The sequence below is a fragment of the Mangrovicella endophytica genome, from assembly GCF_002893625.1.
Classification (GTDB): Bacteria; Pseudomonadota; Alphaproteobacteria; order Rhizobiales; family Rhizobiaceae; genus Mangrovicella; species Mangrovicella endophytica.
This window is the reverse complement of sequence record NZ_PKMZ01000003.1, coordinates 253,374-269,072: the sequence shown is the minus strand read 5'-3', so window position 1 is coordinate 269,072 and position 15,699 is coordinate 253,374. Positions and strand designations below refer to the sequence as shown.

15 protein-coding genes are annotated in these 15,699 nt (G+C 68.6%); 4 read left to right on the top strand and 11 right to left on the bottom strand.

All coding sequences use genetic code 11. From position 1 onward, the window contains the following. Nucleotides 1–3: 3 nt before the first annotated feature. The 4 genes from C0R46_RS10140 to C0R46_RS10125 all read left to right on the top strand — a co-directional run bounded on the left by C0R46_RS10140 (nt 4) and on the right by C0R46_RS10125 (nt 4,002). Nucleotides 4–1,068 carry a FecCD family ABC transporter permease gene (locus C0R46_RS10140; RefSeq protein WP_102959502.1) on the top strand — a complete coding sequence of 355 codons (1,065 nt, stop codon included), beginning with the start codon at nt 4–6 and terminating at the stop codon, nt 1,066–1,068. Continuing rightward, nucleotides 1,062–1,814, top strand: coding sequence for an ABC transporter ATP-binding protein (locus C0R46_RS10135; RefSeq protein ID WP_102959501.1), 753 nt, complete (start codon nt 1,062–1,064; stop codon nt 1,812–1,814). Before C0R46_RS10140 ends, C0R46_RS10135 begins: the two co-directional genes overlap by 7 nt. 152 nt (nt 1,815–1,966) lie before the next feature. Continuing rightward, nucleotides 1,967–3,562, top strand: coding sequence for a putative bifunctional diguanylate cyclase/phosphodiesterase (locus tag C0R46_RS10130; protein WP_102959500.1), 1,596 nt, complete (start codon nt 1,967–1,969; stop codon nt 3,560–3,562). A 2-nt stretch (nt 3,563–3,564) separates the two neighbouring features. Further along, a complete protein-coding gene (locus C0R46_RS10125) occupies nt 3,565–4,002 on the top strand; it encodes a BLUF domain-containing protein (protein ID WP_198598289.1) in 438 nt (145 codons plus the stop codon). 48 nt (nt 4,003–4,050) lie between these two features. Here C0R46_RS10125 and C0R46_RS10120 read toward each other — a convergent pair whose 3' ends face one another. Genes C0R46_RS10120 through C0R46_RS10070 form a run of 11 tightly spaced genes read right to left on the bottom strand, consistent with a single transcriptional unit; the run spans nt 4,051 to nt 15,694 of the window. After that, the gene (locus C0R46_RS10120) at nt 4,051–4,440 is read right to left on the bottom strand and encodes a cytochrome C oxidase subunit IV family protein (protein WP_102959498.1); all 390 of its coding nucleotides are present in this window, start codon (nt 4,438–4,440) and stop codon (nt 4,051–4,053) included. Next, complete coding sequence (locus C0R46_RS10115) at nt 4,437–5,066, bottom strand: cytochrome c oxidase subunit 3 (RefSeq protein WP_102959497.1); 630 nt, start codon at nt 5,064–5,066, stop codon at nt 4,437–4,439. Before C0R46_RS10115 ends, C0R46_RS10120 begins: the two co-directional genes overlap by 4 nt. Next, on the bottom strand, nt 5,063–6,865 hold the full coding sequence (ctaD, locus tag C0R46_RS10110) for a cytochrome c oxidase subunit I (protein ID WP_245413540.1): 1,803 nt from the start codon (nt 6,863–6,865) through the stop codon (nt 5,063–5,065). Before ctaD ends, C0R46_RS10115 begins: the two co-directional genes overlap by 4 nt. 5 nt (nt 6,866–6,870) lie before the next feature. Beyond that, complete coding sequence (coxB, locus tag C0R46_RS10105; protein WP_102959496.1) at nt 6,871–7,821, bottom strand: cytochrome c oxidase subunit II; 951 nt, start codon at nt 7,819–7,821, stop codon at nt 6,871–6,873. Then, on the bottom strand, nt 7,818–8,627 hold the full coding sequence (locus C0R46_RS10100; protein WP_102959495.1) for a thioredoxin domain-containing protein: 810 nt from the start codon (nt 8,625–8,627) through the stop codon (nt 7,818–7,820). The genes coxB and C0R46_RS10100 overlap by 4 nt, the downstream gene beginning before the upstream one ends. Further along, on the bottom strand, nt 8,624–9,172 hold the full coding sequence (locus C0R46_RS10095; RefSeq protein ID WP_157944614.1) for a hypothetical protein: 549 nt from the start codon (nt 9,170–9,172) through the stop codon (nt 8,624–8,626). Before C0R46_RS10095 ends, C0R46_RS10100 begins: the two co-directional genes overlap by 4 nt. Further along, nucleotides 9,165–10,268 carry a hypothetical protein gene (locus C0R46_RS10090; RefSeq protein ID WP_157944613.1) on the bottom strand — a complete coding sequence of 368 codons (1,104 nt, stop codon included), beginning with the start codon at nt 10,266–10,268 and terminating at the stop codon, nt 9,165–9,167. Before C0R46_RS10090 ends, C0R46_RS10095 begins: the two co-directional genes overlap by 8 nt. Further along, on the bottom strand, nt 10,265–10,804 hold the full coding sequence (locus C0R46_RS10085; protein ID WP_245413513.1) for a c-type cytochrome: 540 nt from the start codon (nt 10,802–10,804) through the stop codon (nt 10,265–10,267). Before C0R46_RS10085 ends, C0R46_RS10090 begins: the two co-directional genes overlap by 4 nt. Continuing rightward, nucleotides 10,801–11,331 (bottom strand): DUF3341 domain-containing protein, encoded by a 531-nt coding sequence (locus tag C0R46_RS10080; RefSeq protein WP_102959492.1) that lies wholly within the window; start codon nt 11,329–11,331, stop codon nt 10,801–10,803. Before C0R46_RS10080 ends, C0R46_RS10085 begins: the two co-directional genes overlap by 4 nt. After that, entirely contained in the window at nt 11,328–12,704 is a 1,377-nt protein-coding gene (locus C0R46_RS10075) for an NrfD/PsrC family molybdoenzyme membrane anchor subunit (RefSeq protein WP_102959491.1), read from the bottom strand. The genes C0R46_RS10080 and C0R46_RS10075 overlap by 4 nt, the downstream gene beginning before the upstream one ends. Continuing rightward, complete coding sequence (locus C0R46_RS10070; RefSeq protein WP_102959490.1) at nt 12,701–15,694, bottom strand: 4Fe-4S dicluster domain-containing protein; 2,994 nt, start codon at nt 15,692–15,694, stop codon at nt 12,701–12,703. Before C0R46_RS10070 ends, C0R46_RS10075 begins: the two co-directional genes overlap by 4 nt. Between the last annotated feature and the right edge of the window lie 5 nt (nt 15,695–15,699).

Here is a 15,699-nt window from a genome sequence, read left to right as displayed (position 1 = left end):
GGGATGACCGAGATCGCGGCGGTCCCGATGGAGGCCGGGCGGACGAAGTATCGCGCGCTCGCCCGGCGCAAGCTCCTGATCCTCGCGGCGATGACGGCCGCCCTCTGCCTGTCCTTCGCGGTGGATCTCGCCTGGGGACCGGCGCGCTACGCCCTTAGCGACGTCGCCGCGGCGCTGTTCGATCCCGCCTCGGTCTCGCCGCAGATCCGCGCCGTCGTCTGGGACATCCGCATGCCGGTCGCGATCATGGCGATCGTCGTCGGCGCGGCCCTTTCGGTCGCCGGCGCACAGATGCAGACGATCCTCGCCAATCCGCTCGCCAGCCCCTTCACCCTCGGCATATCAGCCGCCGCCAGCTTCGGCGCGGCGCTGGCGATCGTCACCAGCGTGCCCCTCCTTCCGGTCGCGGCCGGCATGCTGGTGCCCGCCAACGCCTTCATCATGGCGCTGGTGGCCACCCTCTTCATCCACTTCGTCTCGCAGGCGCGCGGCGTCTCGGTGCAGACAGTGGTGCTCCTCGGCATCGCACTGGTCTTCACCTTCAACGCGCTGCTCGCCTTCCTGCAGTACCTCGCCTCCGAGCAGGCGCTCTCTGCGGTGGTGTTCTGGACGATGGGCAGCCTCACCAAGGCGACCTGGCCGAAGATCTGGATGACGCTCGCCGTGCTCCTGATCGCCCTGCCGCTCTTTGCCCGCAACGCCTGGGCGCTCACGGCGATCCGCCTCGGCGAGGACAAGGCGGCAAGCTTCGGCGTCAATGTGCGTCGCATCCGGCTGGAGACGATGCTGGTCATCTCGCTGCTTGCCGCGATCCCTGTCAGCTTTGTCGGCACGATCGGCTTCGTCGGTCTCGTCGGGCCGCATATTGCCCGGATGATCCTCGGCGAGGATCAGCGCTTCTTCCTGCCCGGCTCCATCCTCTCCGGCGCGCTGCTCCTGTCGCTCACCTCGATCGTGTCGAAGTCGATCATTCCCGGCGTGGTCTTCCCGATCGGCATCATCACGGCGCTCGTCGGCGTGCCGTTCTTCTTCTCGCTGATCCTCTCCAACAGGAGCCGGTCATGGTAGCCCTGCAGCTGCGGTCGGTCGGCGCCTATCACGGCCGCCGGCTGTTCGTCGAAGGCGTCACCACGCCTACGATGCGCTCGGGCGAGGTCGTCGCGGTGATCGGTCCGAACGCGGCAGGAAAGTCGACGCTCTTCAAGCGAATCACAGGCATCCTTAAAGGCCCGGGCGAAGTGGTGGTGGACGGCGCGCGGACGAAGAACACCATCACCTACATGCCGCAGGACACGGCGGCGAACGCCGTGCTCACCGTCTATGAATCGATCCTGCTCGCGCGCAAGCAGGGCCAGTCCTGGGGCGTGAGCGAGTCCGACCTTCGCTTCATCGACGGCATCATGAATGCCCTGAACATCACGCCGATCGCCTTCCGCGACCTCGGTGCACTGTCGGGCGGACAGCGCCAGCTCGTCTCGATCGCGCAGGCGCTGGTGCGCGAGCCTGAGATCATGCTGATGGACGAGCCGACGAGCGCGCTCGATCTCCATCGTCAGGTCGAAGTGCTCGCCTTCATGCGCCAGCAGGCCCGCTCGAAGGGCATGATCGTGCTGATCGCCATTCACGACCTCAACCAGGCGCTGCGCTTCGCCGACACGGTCCTCGTCATCGCCGACGGCCGCATGCGGGCCTGCGGCGATCCGCGCGACGTCGTGACGGTCGAGATGCTGAGGGACGTCTACAAGGTCGAGGCCCGCATCGAGCGATGCTCGCTCGACCATGCGCATGTCATCGTCGACGGCCCTACGTCCTGACAGGGACCTGAGCCTCCCGGCGCGTCGTCTCCATCCTCCCTTAACCCTCTTGCCCATCTCCGCCGCTCCTTTAAGCGGTCCAATCCCTTGCTTCACAACTTCGCAGGGTTGTCGGGTCACGATGCGTCAAACGTTAATCGTCGAACGAGCGGATGTCCCCCCAATCCCTCCACGCGCCCGAAGCTTCTCCGCCACCGGACGCCATCCTCAACGCGCTGCCTCACCCGGTCATCGTCATCAGCGACGACGGCGAGGTGATCTATGCCAACGGCGCCGCGCAGGTTGCCCTCGGCGGCTGGATCGCCGGCCTGCCCTTTGCCGAGATTTTCCCCGGTTCGGATGAGAGCTTCGAGCGGCTGATCGCCCGCGGCTCGGCCCTGACGCTCGCCTCCAAGACGCATGCCCGCTACCGCGCACTCGCCGGGCCGCCGAGCGCCTATGGCCGGGTGCTCAGCCTCTTCCCGGACGAGAGCGCGACGCCTGCGGCGATCGCCGATACGGACGAACTGACCGGGCTCCTGAAGCGCAACGGCCTGAATGACGGGATCGAACGTGCGCTCGTGGCGGAGGACGGCGGCGCCGGACGCGTCGCCATCCACTGCATCGACCTCGACCGCTTCAAGGTCGTCAACGACACGCTCGGCCACGGCGTCGGCGACGTGCTTCTGGCGCGCGTCGCGGAGCGTATCCGCTCCGCCTGCCGCAAGGGCGACTGTGTGGCGCGGATTGGCGGCGACGAGTTCGTGGTGGTGCAGACGGGCATCGCGTCGCCCGAAGACGCCGAGCGCCTGGCCGCACGGCTGGTGGACCTGATCGGGCGCACCTACGTCCTCAGCGGCCACACGGTTAATATCGGTGCCAGCGTCGGCGTCGCGGTGGCGGAAGCCGGCAATGGCCCGCGCGACATGCTGCGCAACGGCGACCTTGCGCTCTACGAGGCCAAGCGTGCCGGGCGCGGCCGCTTCCGCACCTTCGAAACCGGCATGGACGCCGCCCTCAAATATCGGCGCGAGCTTGAGATCGACCTGCGGCGGGCGCTGGCGCTGAAGCAGTTCGCCGTTCACTACCAGCCCTTCGTCGATCTTCGCGACGACCGGGTGATCGGCTTCGAGGCGCTGATCCGCTGGGATCACCCGGTGCGCGGGCGCGTGCCGCCGATGGACTTCATCCCGCTCGCCGAGGAGACCGGGCTGATCGCCAAGATCGGCGAATGGGTGCTGCGCACCGCCTGTGCCACCGCCGCGACCTGGCCGGAGCCGATGACCGTGGCGGTGAACATCTCGCCGGTGCAGTTCAAGTCCGACACGCTGGTGGAGACGGTGGTTTCGGCGCTCGCCCATTCGGGCCTATCGCCCCAGCGGCTGGAGATCGAAATCACCGAGGGCGCCCTCCTGGAGGACACCGTCAATGTCCTGAAGACGCTGCACGCCCTGCAGGCCCTCGGCGTGAAGATCTCCATGGACGATTTCGGCACGGGCTACTCGTCGCTGAGCTATCTGCAGAAATTCCCCTTCGACAAGATCAAGATCGACCGCTCCTTCGTGCAGGGTTCGGACGAGGACAGCGAAGCAATCCTGAAGGCGATCGCCAGCCTCGGGCTGAGTCTCGGCATGGCGATCACCGCGGAAGGCGTCGAGACACCGGAGCAGCTCGCGCGCATCCGCGACGAGCAGTGCACCCATGTGCAGGGCTACCTCACCGGCCGGCCAATGCCGGCCGACGGCATCCATCCCTTTCTTTCGGAGTGACCATGTCCCTCTACCAGCTCGTCTATTACAGCCGGAATGCCATCGCGGGCGATGCCAGCGTCTTTGAGGCGGAGGTCGACGCAATCCTCGCCGCTAGCCGCCGCAACAACGAGGCGGCGGGCATCACCGGCGCACTCCTGTTCAATGCCGGCGTGTTCGCGCAGGTGCTGGAGGGCCCGCTCGCAGCGGTGGAGGCAACGTTCGAGCGCATCCAGCAGGACGAGCGCCACGGCGATGTCTCGCTCTTGGCACTGGAGCCGATCGCACAGCGCTCCTTCTCCAACTGGGCTATGGGTTTCGTTGGCCACTCCGCCGAAAATGCCCAGCGCTTTGCGGCAATCGGCCTGACCCGCGGCTTCGATCCGGCCCGGCTCGGCGGCCACAAGATGCACGCTATCCTGCGCGACCTGACGCTGGAGGAAGAGGCCGCCGCGGCCTGACCTTTTGAAGCGTCGGCGCAGCCACGGCGAAATCCGGAACGTTCGCGCTCAAGGCTGCTGCGGCGTCTGTGCCCTTGTGGCGCGCACGGCGTCCAGCTCGACACCCGGCGGGCGCGACAGGTAGTCCGCCAGCGTCAGGGTGAAGAGGACGCCGAGAAAGACGAGGCCGGCCGCCGCTGCAAGCCGGATCGTCGCGCTCTCGCGCTTCAGATGCATGAAGAACAGCGCCACCACCAGCGCCTTGGCGACGGCGATGCCCATCGATGTCAGCGGATGGAATGGCCCGAGCGGCAGGTAAGCCAGCACGAAGGTCGCAGCCGCCAGCAGCATCAGAGCCAGCCAGACAATGAGCTCGGCGCGAAATTCCCGCAGCCACGCCCGCAGCGTTTTCTCCCGCGGCTCTGCCGCCGACGCAGCCTTGTGCGGGCGGGCGCTCATGACCGTCCTACGAGGTAGAGGATCGGCCACAGGAAGATCCAGACGAGATCGACGAGGTGCCAGTAGAGCCCGGCGATCTCGACTTTGTCGGAGCTTTCCAGCGGGAAGCTGCGCCGGGCGATCATGGTCAGGATCACCGCCCAGAGGCCGAGCCCGGCGGTGACATGGACGGCATGAATGCCGGTCATGATCCAGTAGAGCGCCCAGAAGATCCGGGTCTGCGGCGGGTCGAGGGGAAAGTCCGCGGAGCCCGGCCAGAGGTGCTTGGTTAAGTCCGAGTGGTACTCGAAACCCTTTGCTGCGAGGAAGCCGAGGCCGAGCGCGAGCGTCACCCCGAGAAGCACCATCGTCGCCCGCCGCTGCCCTAGCCGCGCCGTCTTCACCGCCATCGCAACGCTCGCGCTGGAGGTCAGGAGCAGCGCCGTGTTGAGCGTGCCAATGGCGATTTCCGTTTCGCGCGCCGCCGTCTCGAAGGCTTGCGGGTAGAGGACGCGGTAGATGAGATAGGCGGCGAAGAGGGCGCCGAAGAACAGCACCTCGGTCGCCAGGAAGATCCAGAGGCCGAGCGTGTTGGCGCGGCTCTGCTGGCGGTGGTCGTGAAAGTGGCCGGCGACGGTGCTGCTCATCGGCCCTCCCCATCCGACGGTTCGCGGGTCTTGCTTGCACGCCGCGCCTGCGCGGTTGCCGGCGGCGTCTCGGCCGCCCGATGGCGTCGTCCGCTCTCCGCGGCGTCCGCCTTCTCGCCGGCGATATCCCGGTCGTCATAACGCCTGTCGTCCGCACCGCTGCCGCGCGGCGCGTTCTCCGGATGGTAGTCGTAGACGTCTTCGGAGACGAAGGGTGCTTCGACGAAATTGTGCTTCGGGGGCGGGGAGCGGGTCTGCCACTCCAGACCGCTGGCGTCCCACGGATTGTCGCCGGCACGCTTGCCCCAGATCAGCGACCACAACAGGTAGGCCATCGGCAGGAGATAGGCGAAGGCGAGGATCACCGCGCCCGCCGAGGACAGGACGTGCCAGACCTGGAACTCCGGCGGATAGGCGTAGTAGCGCCGCGGCATACCGAGATTGCCGAGGATGAATTGCGGAAAGAAGGTGAGGTTGAAGCCGGCGAACATCATCCCGGCGGCAATCTGCGCGACAAATTCGGGATAGAGGCGGCCGGTGATCTTCGGCCACCAGAAGTGCAGGCCGGCGAAGAAGGCCGACACCATGCCGCCGACCATGATGTAGTGGAAATGGGCGACGACGAAGTAGGTGTCGTGGACATGGATGTCGACGGGCACCGAGGCGAGGAAGAGGCCGGTCAGCCCGCCCATGGTGAAGAGGCCGACGAAGCCGAGCGCGTAGATCATCGAGGCTTCCCAGGTGATCTGGCCGCGATAGAGCGTCGCCGTCCAGTTGAACACCTTGATCGCCGAGGGCACCGCGACGAGGAAGGACAGCATGGAGAAGGCGAGCGAGGCGTACATGGACTGCCCGCTCGTGAACATGTGGTGGCCCCAGACGAAGAAGCCGATCACGGCGATGCCGAGCAGCGCATAGACCATGAACTGGTAGCCGAAGACGCGGCGGCGGGCGAAGCAGGTGATCACCTCGGTGACGACGCCCATACCCGGCAGGATCATGATGTAGACGGCCGGGTGCGAATAGAACCAGAACAGGTGCTGGAAGAGGATCGGGTCGCCGCCGAGATCGGGATTGAAGACGCCGAGGCCGAACAGCCGCTCGGCGATGATCAGCACCAGCACCATGGCAAGCACCGGCGTCGACAGAAGCATGATCAGGCTGGTGGCATAGATCGCCCATACGAAAAGCGGCAGGCGGAACCAGCGCATGCCGTTTGTGCGCAGGGTATGGACGGTGACGATCATGTTGATGCCGGTGGCAATCGTCGAGAAGCCCGCGACAAAGACACCGATCGCGGTCAGCGAGACATGGCCGTTGGAATAGATCGTCGAATAGGGCGTGTAGAAGGTCCAGCCGGTATCGACGCCTCCGGCCAGCATCGCCGCAACGGCAAGCCCGCCGCCGATGATGTTGAGATACCAGGAGAAGAGGTTCAGCCGGGGAAAGGCGACATCCTTGGCGCCGATCATCAACGGCAGCAGGAAGTTGCCGAGCACGGTCGGGATCACCGGCACCAGGAAGAACCAGACCATGATCACGCCATGCAGCGTGAAGGTGCGGTTGTAGGCTTCGGCCGTCAGAAGGTCGCCCTGGGGCGTGAACAGTTCGAGGCGGATCAGCACCGCCGCGGCACCGCCGAGAAAGAAGAAGATCGTCGTCGAGATGAGGTAGAGGATGGCGATGCGCTTGTGGTCGGTGGTGGTCAACCAGGACCACAGCGAGAATCCCTCGCCGAGATAGCTCGTCTCGAAGCCGACATGCGGATCGGTCTCCAGTCGGACGTCGCGAAGCGGGATGTCGCTCAATACACGCCTCCATCAGCAGGGGCGCGGAGCGCGCGGATATAGGCGGTGAGCCCGGCGATCTCGCCATCACTGACGACGCCGGCAAAGCTCGGCATCACCGGATCATAGCCGGCGACGATGTCGCGCTTCGGCTGCAGGATCGAATCCCTGACATAGGCGTCGTCCGCCGTCACCGTGCGGCCGTCCGCGAGTTGCACCGGCGCGCCGAAGAGGCCGGAAAGGCGTGGGGCGCGCACCGACGCCTGCCCTTCGTGGCAGCCGGCGCAGCCGAAGCGCACGAAGAGCTGTCGCCCCGACTTGGCGAGATCGTCCTCCTGCGGCTGGCGGGTGAGCCAGGCCGCAAACTCCTCCGGCGACTGGACGACGACGCGGCCGATCATGCGCGAATGATCGGTGCCACAGTATTCGGCGCAGAAGAGATGGTAGGTCCCCGGCTTCTCCGGCGTGAAGCGCAGCCGCTCGGTGTGGCCGGGCACGACGTCCTGCTTCACCCGGAAGGCCGGTACGTAGAAGGAATGGATCACGTCCTCGCTCTGCATGATCAGCTCGACCAGCTCGCCGGCCGGTACGTGCAGCTCGTCGATCTCGCCCTGCCCGCCGGCATGCTCGACCTTCCACATCCACCGCTTGGCCAGCACATGGATCTCCATCCGCGCCGCGGGCGGATGGGCCAGGGTGATGTTCTGCGACGCCGCCCAGGCGAAGATCGCGATGAACAGGCCGAGCGTGGCGAAGGTCCAGCCGAATTCGACGTCCCGGGCAAAGATGGACGGCAGCGGCTCGCGGCTCGCCGGCGAGCCCTTTCGGTAGCGTATGGCAAAAACGGTGATCAGGCCGGCGACGAGCAGCACGATGGCGCTGGAAACGACCAGGAGGGCGATCAGGATCGTGTCGGTCGCGGCCGCCTCGCTGGAGGCCTGCGGCAGCCAGATGCCGGGCTCGTTCATGCGCCGCGCCTCCCGTCCGGCCCGGGTGCCGAGCGGCGTTCGCGCGTCAGCATCAGCGCCAGGAAGAGCAGGATGGCCGCCACGGTGAAGAGGCCGGAGCCCATCAGCGCCATGCTGACCACCGGCGTGTAGCGTCCGGTGGCGGCGTCCCAGCCGTAACAGGAGAGGATCGCCCGATCGAGAAGCGAGCCGGCCGCGCCGCCGGACGCCTCGACAAGAGCGAGCCGCAGCGTGTCCGGATCCAGCGAAACGAGGTCGAGTGCGCGCAGGATGCGGCCGTCCGCGCCGATGAGAAGCGCGCCGGCGGGGTGGGCGAATTGATCGTGCTCGGCATCGTAGACGGCTTCGAAGCCGGCCGCTTCCGTCAGGCGCCGCGTCGCCGCCGGCGACGCCGACAGGACGGCACCACGGCCGAGCGCGGCGACGGCGGGATGGACGGCGAGCCAGGCATCGCGATCGGCGGTCGTGTCGCGCGGGTCGAAGCCAGCGACGAGCATCCGGTAGTCCTCGCCCGGCCGCAGCGTCAGGCCCGTCGCGGCGCCGGCCAGCGCCTCGGCCGCGACGCCGCAGACGGTCTCGCAGGTGTAGTCGACGAAGGCGAGAAGCGCCGGCCGGCCGCCGAGCCGGTTCTCCAGCTTCAAGGTCGCGCCGGCGGCATCAGTGAGCGTGAGGTCGCCTGGCAGCATCTGGCCGGTACGGTCGGCAAAGCCCGCCTCGCGCAGCTCCGCACGGGTCAGGCCGCCTTCCGCCGACACCGTCGGCAGGAGCAGTGCCAGGAACAGCAGGGCAAAGGCTCGGCACCTCATCGCGTCACCTCGGGCGTGGCGCTGCCGGCCGGCGGGAGATAGCCGGGCGTGCCGCGAAGAGCGCTGGCGGGAACACGGGCCTGATCGTCTAGGGTTGCGGCCGAACCGCTGGCCGCGGGGCGCGCCTCTCTCCCCCGAGGGGACGTGCCGCCAGCGGCTGCTAGCGCCTGGATCGCCCTGACGGCGGGGCTGTCCGGCACGGCGCTCGCCGGGATCAATGGTGCGAACGGATCGGGCCGGGCGAGCACGGCGTCCATCGCCGCCTCGATCGGGATTGCGGCGCGAACCGTGAGATCGACCGCACCCTGCGTCCTCACGCGTGCCAGCTCGCCGGTGCCGACATCGGTGACATGAGGGGCTGGGAAGGTGCTCACCGGCGCCTCCGGAACGCGCGACGGCAAGGTGCCGAACATCCACCAGAACACGCCGCATAGAAGCGCCAGCACCGCAACGACGACGCTCAGCACCGCCAGCATCGGCACGGCGACCGCGCCGGAGCGCACCTCGGGGCTTTCCTGCGGCAGGGTCGGCAGCGTGTCAGCCAAGCGTCGCCTCGCCGTGAGTTCGGCGCGAAGCATCGCCCGGTGGTGCATCCTCCGCCCGTAGCCGCGCTTGCGCGCCTGCCCCAACGAAGGACGCGGCACCGGCGGCGGCAACGGCGAGCCCGATGCCGATCCCATTTGCTACCGCGTCGCGGAAGGGCGGCAGGACCTGCCAGAGGACGAGCAGCGCCAGCCCGGCGAGCGCCGAGAACCCGGCCAGGCGCACCGGCCCGCGCTCTGCCCGCAGCGCGGTGCGCGACAGGATGGCGACGGGCAGCACAAAGCCGAAGGTTGTCGCGGCCATCAGGCAGCCCGTCCACATCGGCGCGCGGCGCGTCAGGTAGTGGGCGACCTTCTCCGGCAGGTTGCCAGACCACTGTACCAGGAACTGCATGAAGAGGAGGTAGGCGACGCCGAGAACGGCGGCGAGGAGCAGCTTCGCCACGTCACCCCGCCGCCCGCCCCCCACATCGCAAGCCGCATCGACGGCCGCCAGGATCGCCAGTGCCAGGGCGATCTGCGTGATCGCCAGCAGCGCCCCGAGGGCCGACGAGTTCCAGTGCGGCTCGATGGACATGATCCAGTCGACCGCGGCGACATTGACGCAGAGCGCGTGGATGACCAGCGAGCCGGCTGCGACAGCGCGGTTTGGACGGGCGCCCCGTGCCGCTACGAGCGCGACGCCGCTCCACAGCAGGAGGACCAGCACCGCCCGGATGCCGAAGCCGAGCGGTGCGAGGTAGAGCGCGGCGACGTCGGATGGTACGGTCGCCCCGTTGCGGGCCCAAGGGTAAAGTGCCGGCAGCGTCAGCAGCAGCACGGCGCCGCCGAGTGCCGCGAGCGGAACGGTGGCGGCCAGCGCTCGGAGCGTCGGCGCCGTCGCCTCGCCCCAGCGCCCGCCGGTCAGCGCATGGATATGCCGAAGCACGGCAGCGCCGACGCCGGTTGAGACGAGCAGGATCCAGGCGGGCAGGAAGCCGCGCGCCACGGCGGGTATGAGGACGGCTACAACCGCGACGACGAGACCGGTCGCTGCAAGACCGAGGCGCGTGCGTGTCGGCCGCCGCTGCTGCCGGCTCCCCATAATCGCCGCGCTCATCGCTGCACCGCCTGAGCCGGCGCAGGGTCGGCGGCGTCCTTGCCGGTCTGGGCGAGCTGCAGCGCCCGCACATAAAGCGCGATCGCCCATCGATCGGCCGGGGCGACACGGTTCTCATAGGGGTACATGACGCCCCAGCCATGGGTGATGACGTCGACGACATGGCTGGCGTCGGCGGCCAGCAGGCGCGGCTCGGTGAAGGCGGGTGGCTGCGGAAAGCCGCGCTGGACCACGATGCCGTCGCCAAGCCCGGCCTCGCCATGACAGGGCGTGCAGGCGATCTTGTACCGCTCGGCGCCACGGCGGATCAGAGCCTCGCTTGGCGCAGGGGGACGGCCGAGTGCGGCTTCGCGCTCGAGGGCCTCGCGGTCGAGCGTGCCGGTCGGCGGCTGGCGCGCCGCCATGTTCTGGTCAAAGGCGGCGGCAGAGGAATAGGCGGTGAGCTTGGGCTGCACCTCCATATCCTCGCGGCAGCCGGCGAGCGCGCTGGCGACAAGAACCGCCGCGGCAGGCCGAAGGATGATCGCCCGCCTCACGACGGTCGTTCCATGACCGTGACGGCGCCGTGCTGCACGAGCAGCCGCGCCAGGGCTTCGCTCTCGGCACGATCAGCAGCGCCTCGGTCCGCGAATGCGATCTCGACGAAAAACCCATCGCGGCTGGCCCGCTCGATCCCCTCCCAGTCAAAGACGGGATGATGCAGCCGGGTCAGTCCGCCGAGGACGATGAGGGCGACGAAGCCCGCGACAGCGGCAGAGAGGATGGCGATCTCGAACGCGCCGACGGCAAAGGCCGGCCAAGCCGCGAGCGGCCGGCCGCCGGAGTTGATGGGATAGTCGATCGTGGCGGAATAGTATTGCAGACCCAGCATCATCAGGGCGCCGGCAAGGGCCGCCACGACCATGAACCGGCGCAGCCGCGAGGGCGCCGGGTCGACCAGCGTATCGAGCTCGGGCAGCGGCAGCGGCGTAAAGGTCTCGAGACGTCCGGCATGGCCCTGCCGCAGCGCCCGGACCGCGGCGACCAGCGCATCGCCGCTGGCAAATTCGGCGAGCATCCTCATCGCGCCGCCCCTTCCTGCCGCGCCAGCTCGCGCAGCTCGTGGATCGAGACCGCCGGCACGAAGCGAGTGAACAGGAGGAACAGGAGCGTGAACAGCGACAGGCTGCCGCCGAAGAGCGTCCAGTCCCAGACCGTCGGGACGTAGAAGCCCCAGCGCGCCGGCAGGTGGCCGTGCGTCAGCGTGTCGATATTGATCAGCAGCCGCTCCAGCCACATGCCGATATTCACGGCGACCGAGGTTGCAAGGAGCAGCGCCGCACTTCGCCGCGCCGCCGGCCACCAGAGAAGCTGCGGCACGGCGCAGTTGCAGGCGAGCATCGTCCAGTACAGCCAGGCATGGGCGCCGGTGAACTGGAAAAGCACGAGATCGCGCTCCACGTCATTGCCGCCATACCAGGCATTGAACCATTCGAGCGCGTAGGACAGGCCCATCACCAGCGCGCCGAACAGGATGAACTTGCCCATGGCGTCGAGGTGCTCCGCCGTGATCACGCGCTGCAGGCCAAGCCCCCAGCGGATCGGCACGGTCAGCGTCACCACCATGGCGAACCCTGAGAACATCGCGCCGACCACGAAGTAGGGCGGGAAGATCGTTTCCTGCCAGCCGGGCATCAGCGTTGCGGCATAGTCGAGCCCGACCACGGAATGGAGCGAGACGACCAGCGGCACCCCGAGCGCCGCCATCGCGGTGTAGAAAGACTTGTAGTGCTTCCACTGGCGCGAGGAGCCCTGCCATCCCAGCGCCAGGACACCGTAGACCACCTGTCGGAAGCCACGCGAGCGGTCGCGCAGCGTGGCGAAGTCGGGGATCAGGCCCGTGTACCAGAAGAGAGCCGAGAAGATCAGGTAGCTCGCGATCGCCACCATGTCCCAGACCAAGGGGCTCCGCCATTGCGGCCAGAGGTCCATGGTGTTCGGGTAGGGCGCCAGCCAGTAGGCATACCAGGGCCGGCCGAGATGGAGCAGCGGGTAGAGGCCTGCCAATGCGGCGGCGAACAGCGTCATCGCCTCGGCATAGCGGTTGATCGCGGCCCGCCAGCGCTGGCGCGTCAGGAGCAGCATGGAGGAGATCAGCGTCCCGGCATTGCCGATGCCGATCCACCAGACATAGTTGCCGACGTCAAAGCCCCAGACGGCGATGGCGTTGTTGCCCCAGACGCCGATGCCTTCGCTCAGAAGCGTCCAGATCGAGGCCAGCATGACGATCGTGCCGACGAGGGAGACTCCCAGCGCGATCCACCAGACGCGGCCGAAGCGGCGCTCCATCCCGCTCGCGACGATGTCGGTCACCTCGCCATAGGTGGCGTCTGGCGGTAGCAGCCGCGGCGGCGACGCGTTCGCCTCGACATGCAACGGGGCGGCGACAGCGCTCATCCGGCACCGCCTGCTTTCGGCGCGGCGTCTGGGTGCGCAGCGCCCGCCTCAACTGCGGCCGGGTTCTCGACCCGAGCGAGATAGGTGGTGCGCGGACGGGTGCCGAGCTCTTCCAGGAGAGCGTAATGGTGCGGCTCGCGGCGCAGCGCGTTCACCTCCGACGCCTGATCGGAACGATTGCCGAAGCGGATCGCCTCGGTCGGGCAGGCCTGACTGCAGGCCGTGATCACCTCCCCGTCTGCGATCGTCCGGTGCTCCCGCTCCGCGGCGCGGCGGGCCCCGGAAATCCGCTGGACGCAGTAGGTGCATTTCTCCATGACGCCGCGCGAGCGCACCGTCACGTCGGGGTTGCGGGCAGCGTGGAGGATCGGCTCGCCGAGATCGGCAAATTCCTGGCCGTTGGCGTAGCCGAAATAGTTGAAGCGGCGCACCTTGTAGGGGCAGTTCGACTGGCAGTCGCGCGTACCGATGCAGCGGTTATAGACCTGGACGTTCAGCCCCTCGGAATCGTGCACGGAGGCCTCGACTGGGCACATCGGCTCGCAGGGCGCCTTCTCGCAATGCATGCAGGGCACAGGCTGCGAGACGACGCGCGGCGCCTCCTGCGACCCGGCGAAGTAGCTGTCGATGCGCAACCAGTGCATGTCGCGGCCGCGGCGGATCTCCTCCGGCCCGACCACCGGCACATTGTTCTCCGCCTGGCAGGCGACGACGCAGGCGTTGCAGGCGATGCAGAGCGTCTGGTCGATGACCATCGCCCATTCATAAGGCCCCGCCGGATATTCAGGGTAGAGCGTCGCGGGCTTGCGCGGCGCCGCTTTGCGCGGTGGCTCCGCCTCGACCTGCGCAACCGTCCTCGTGCGAACGATGTCGCGCCCTTCCATGGCGTGCGAGCCCTGCGGCACCGCCAGCTCGACGGTGACGCCGGTCGGCCCGACGGTTGCACCGGACACCTGCCAGAGCCGGTCGCTCCGACGCAGCGGCGTGACGTCCGTGCCGACGCCGCGGGCGATCGAGCCGGCGCGCCGGCCGTAGCCGAGCGTCAGGGCGATCGAGCCCTCCGCTTGGCCTGGCACGGCGATTTGCGGGATGACGATGCGTGTGCCGTCGACCTCGACCGCGATCTCGTCGCCATCAGCGATGCCGAGGCGCCGCTGGTCGCCCGGCGCAATCGAAGCGGCATTGCCCCAGACGAGACCGGTCACCGGCTTCGGCGTTTCCTGCAGCCAGGCATTGTTGGCAAAACGCCCGTCCCAGACGGACGGGTCGGGATGGAAGGTGATCTCCATTGCGGCCGTATCGGCGCCCGGCAGCGGTGGCAGCACGGGCAGCGTCGCGGCGCCCACCGCGACCAGCGCCGTACCGGCGGTGCCGGAAATGACACCCTCGCTCAACGCCTGCCGCCATGCCGCCTCGAAGCGCTCGTCCACCGCTCCTGCTGGTGCCGCGCCACCCTCGCCCAAGCGGAAACGCCAGTGCTCCCGCACGGCGTCGTAGGCGGCGATGTCGAGCCGCCCGCCGAGAGCGGCGAGGATCGCCAGCGGCGAGTGACCCTCGAAGAGCGGTGTGACCAGTGGCTGCACGACGGCGGCGGTGCCATCGGCGGCGATCGTGTCGGACCACTCTTCCAGCGGATGGAGCTGCGGTACGTGCCACAGGCAGGCGTCGCTGGTTTCGTCCTCGTAGAGACCGAGCCGCGCGCTGAAGCGAATGCTCCGCAGCGCTGCCTCGAAATCGAGATCAGCGGGCGCGTCGTAAGCCGGGTTACCACCGAGGATCAGCAGCGCCGAAACAGCGCCGCGCCTGATATCAGCCGCGAGATCCGCAATGCTGGCTGCCGGAGCACGCGGCTCGTCGCCGGGCACGGCGAGGCGCAGCGTCGTGCCGATCGCACCGAGGTGGCCATTCACCGCCAGGGCAAGCGCATGCACATGCGGCGGCTGTGCCTCGCCGACGGTGATCAGGGCCCGCGGCCCAGCGGCACGAAGATCGCGCACCGCAGCCGCCGCGAAGGCCGCCTCGCGCGGCGCCAGCGCCGGCGCCTCCACCGGGAGTCCAAGACCCGCCGCGATGGCCCTGGCGACGGCATCGATCCGCGAGCGGCGGACGCCGAGGCGCTCGTCCGCCGAGGCGCCTGTCGCGGTCATGGTCGGCTCCGCCACATGGAGCCGCGCCATCGGCAACGGTTCGCCGGCGCCAGCTTCGGCTGCGCGGCGGACGATGCGGCGGCGGGCGAAGCCGCGGGCGAGCCGCGCCTGTTCGGGTCCGGGCCCCACAAAATCGGCGTCGAGCGACACGATCACGCGGGCTTCGCCCGGCTCGAGGACGGCCTGCAGCCGGCGGCCGAAGGCCAGCGCCGCGCCACCGCGCGCATTCTCGGCCCCGAGCGGCTCATAGGCATGCCAGCCCATCTTCGGAAAGCGGTTCTGCAGCGCCTGCTTCAGCCGGTGGAAGGTCGGCGACGCCGTCGCGCCGGTCAGCACCCGCAAGCCTTCGCCGCCGGTCGCCAGCCATTCCGACTGCCGCTCGGCCACAGCCGCGTGGAAGGCGTCGATCGAGGCTATTTGGCCGCGGTGACGCACCAGCGAGGCGCGGCCGGGATCGTAGAGCGACAGGATGGAGCCTTGAGCAAAGGCGTCGGTGCCGCCGCGCGAGCCCGGATGATCGGGATTTCCCTCGATCTTGGTCGGGCGCCCTTCGTGGCTCGTCGCCAGCACGCCCGTCCCGATGCCGCCGAGCTCAAAGGCGGTGGCGTAGGCGCGGGGCACGCTTGGCAGAAGGCCCTGGGGCATTTCAACATAGGGCACGATCTCCTCCGCCGGCGGCGCGCAGGCGGCGAGCGGGATCGCGGCGGAGAGGCCGAGCAGCTTCAGGAGGGTGCGACGGTCGAGCGGCGCCGTGCGCGCAGCCGGCACGAACTCGTCCGGCCGCTCGATGGCAGGTTGCGGTTCTCCGCCACCAACGAAGGCCGCGCGAGGCTGCCAGTCCATCGCGC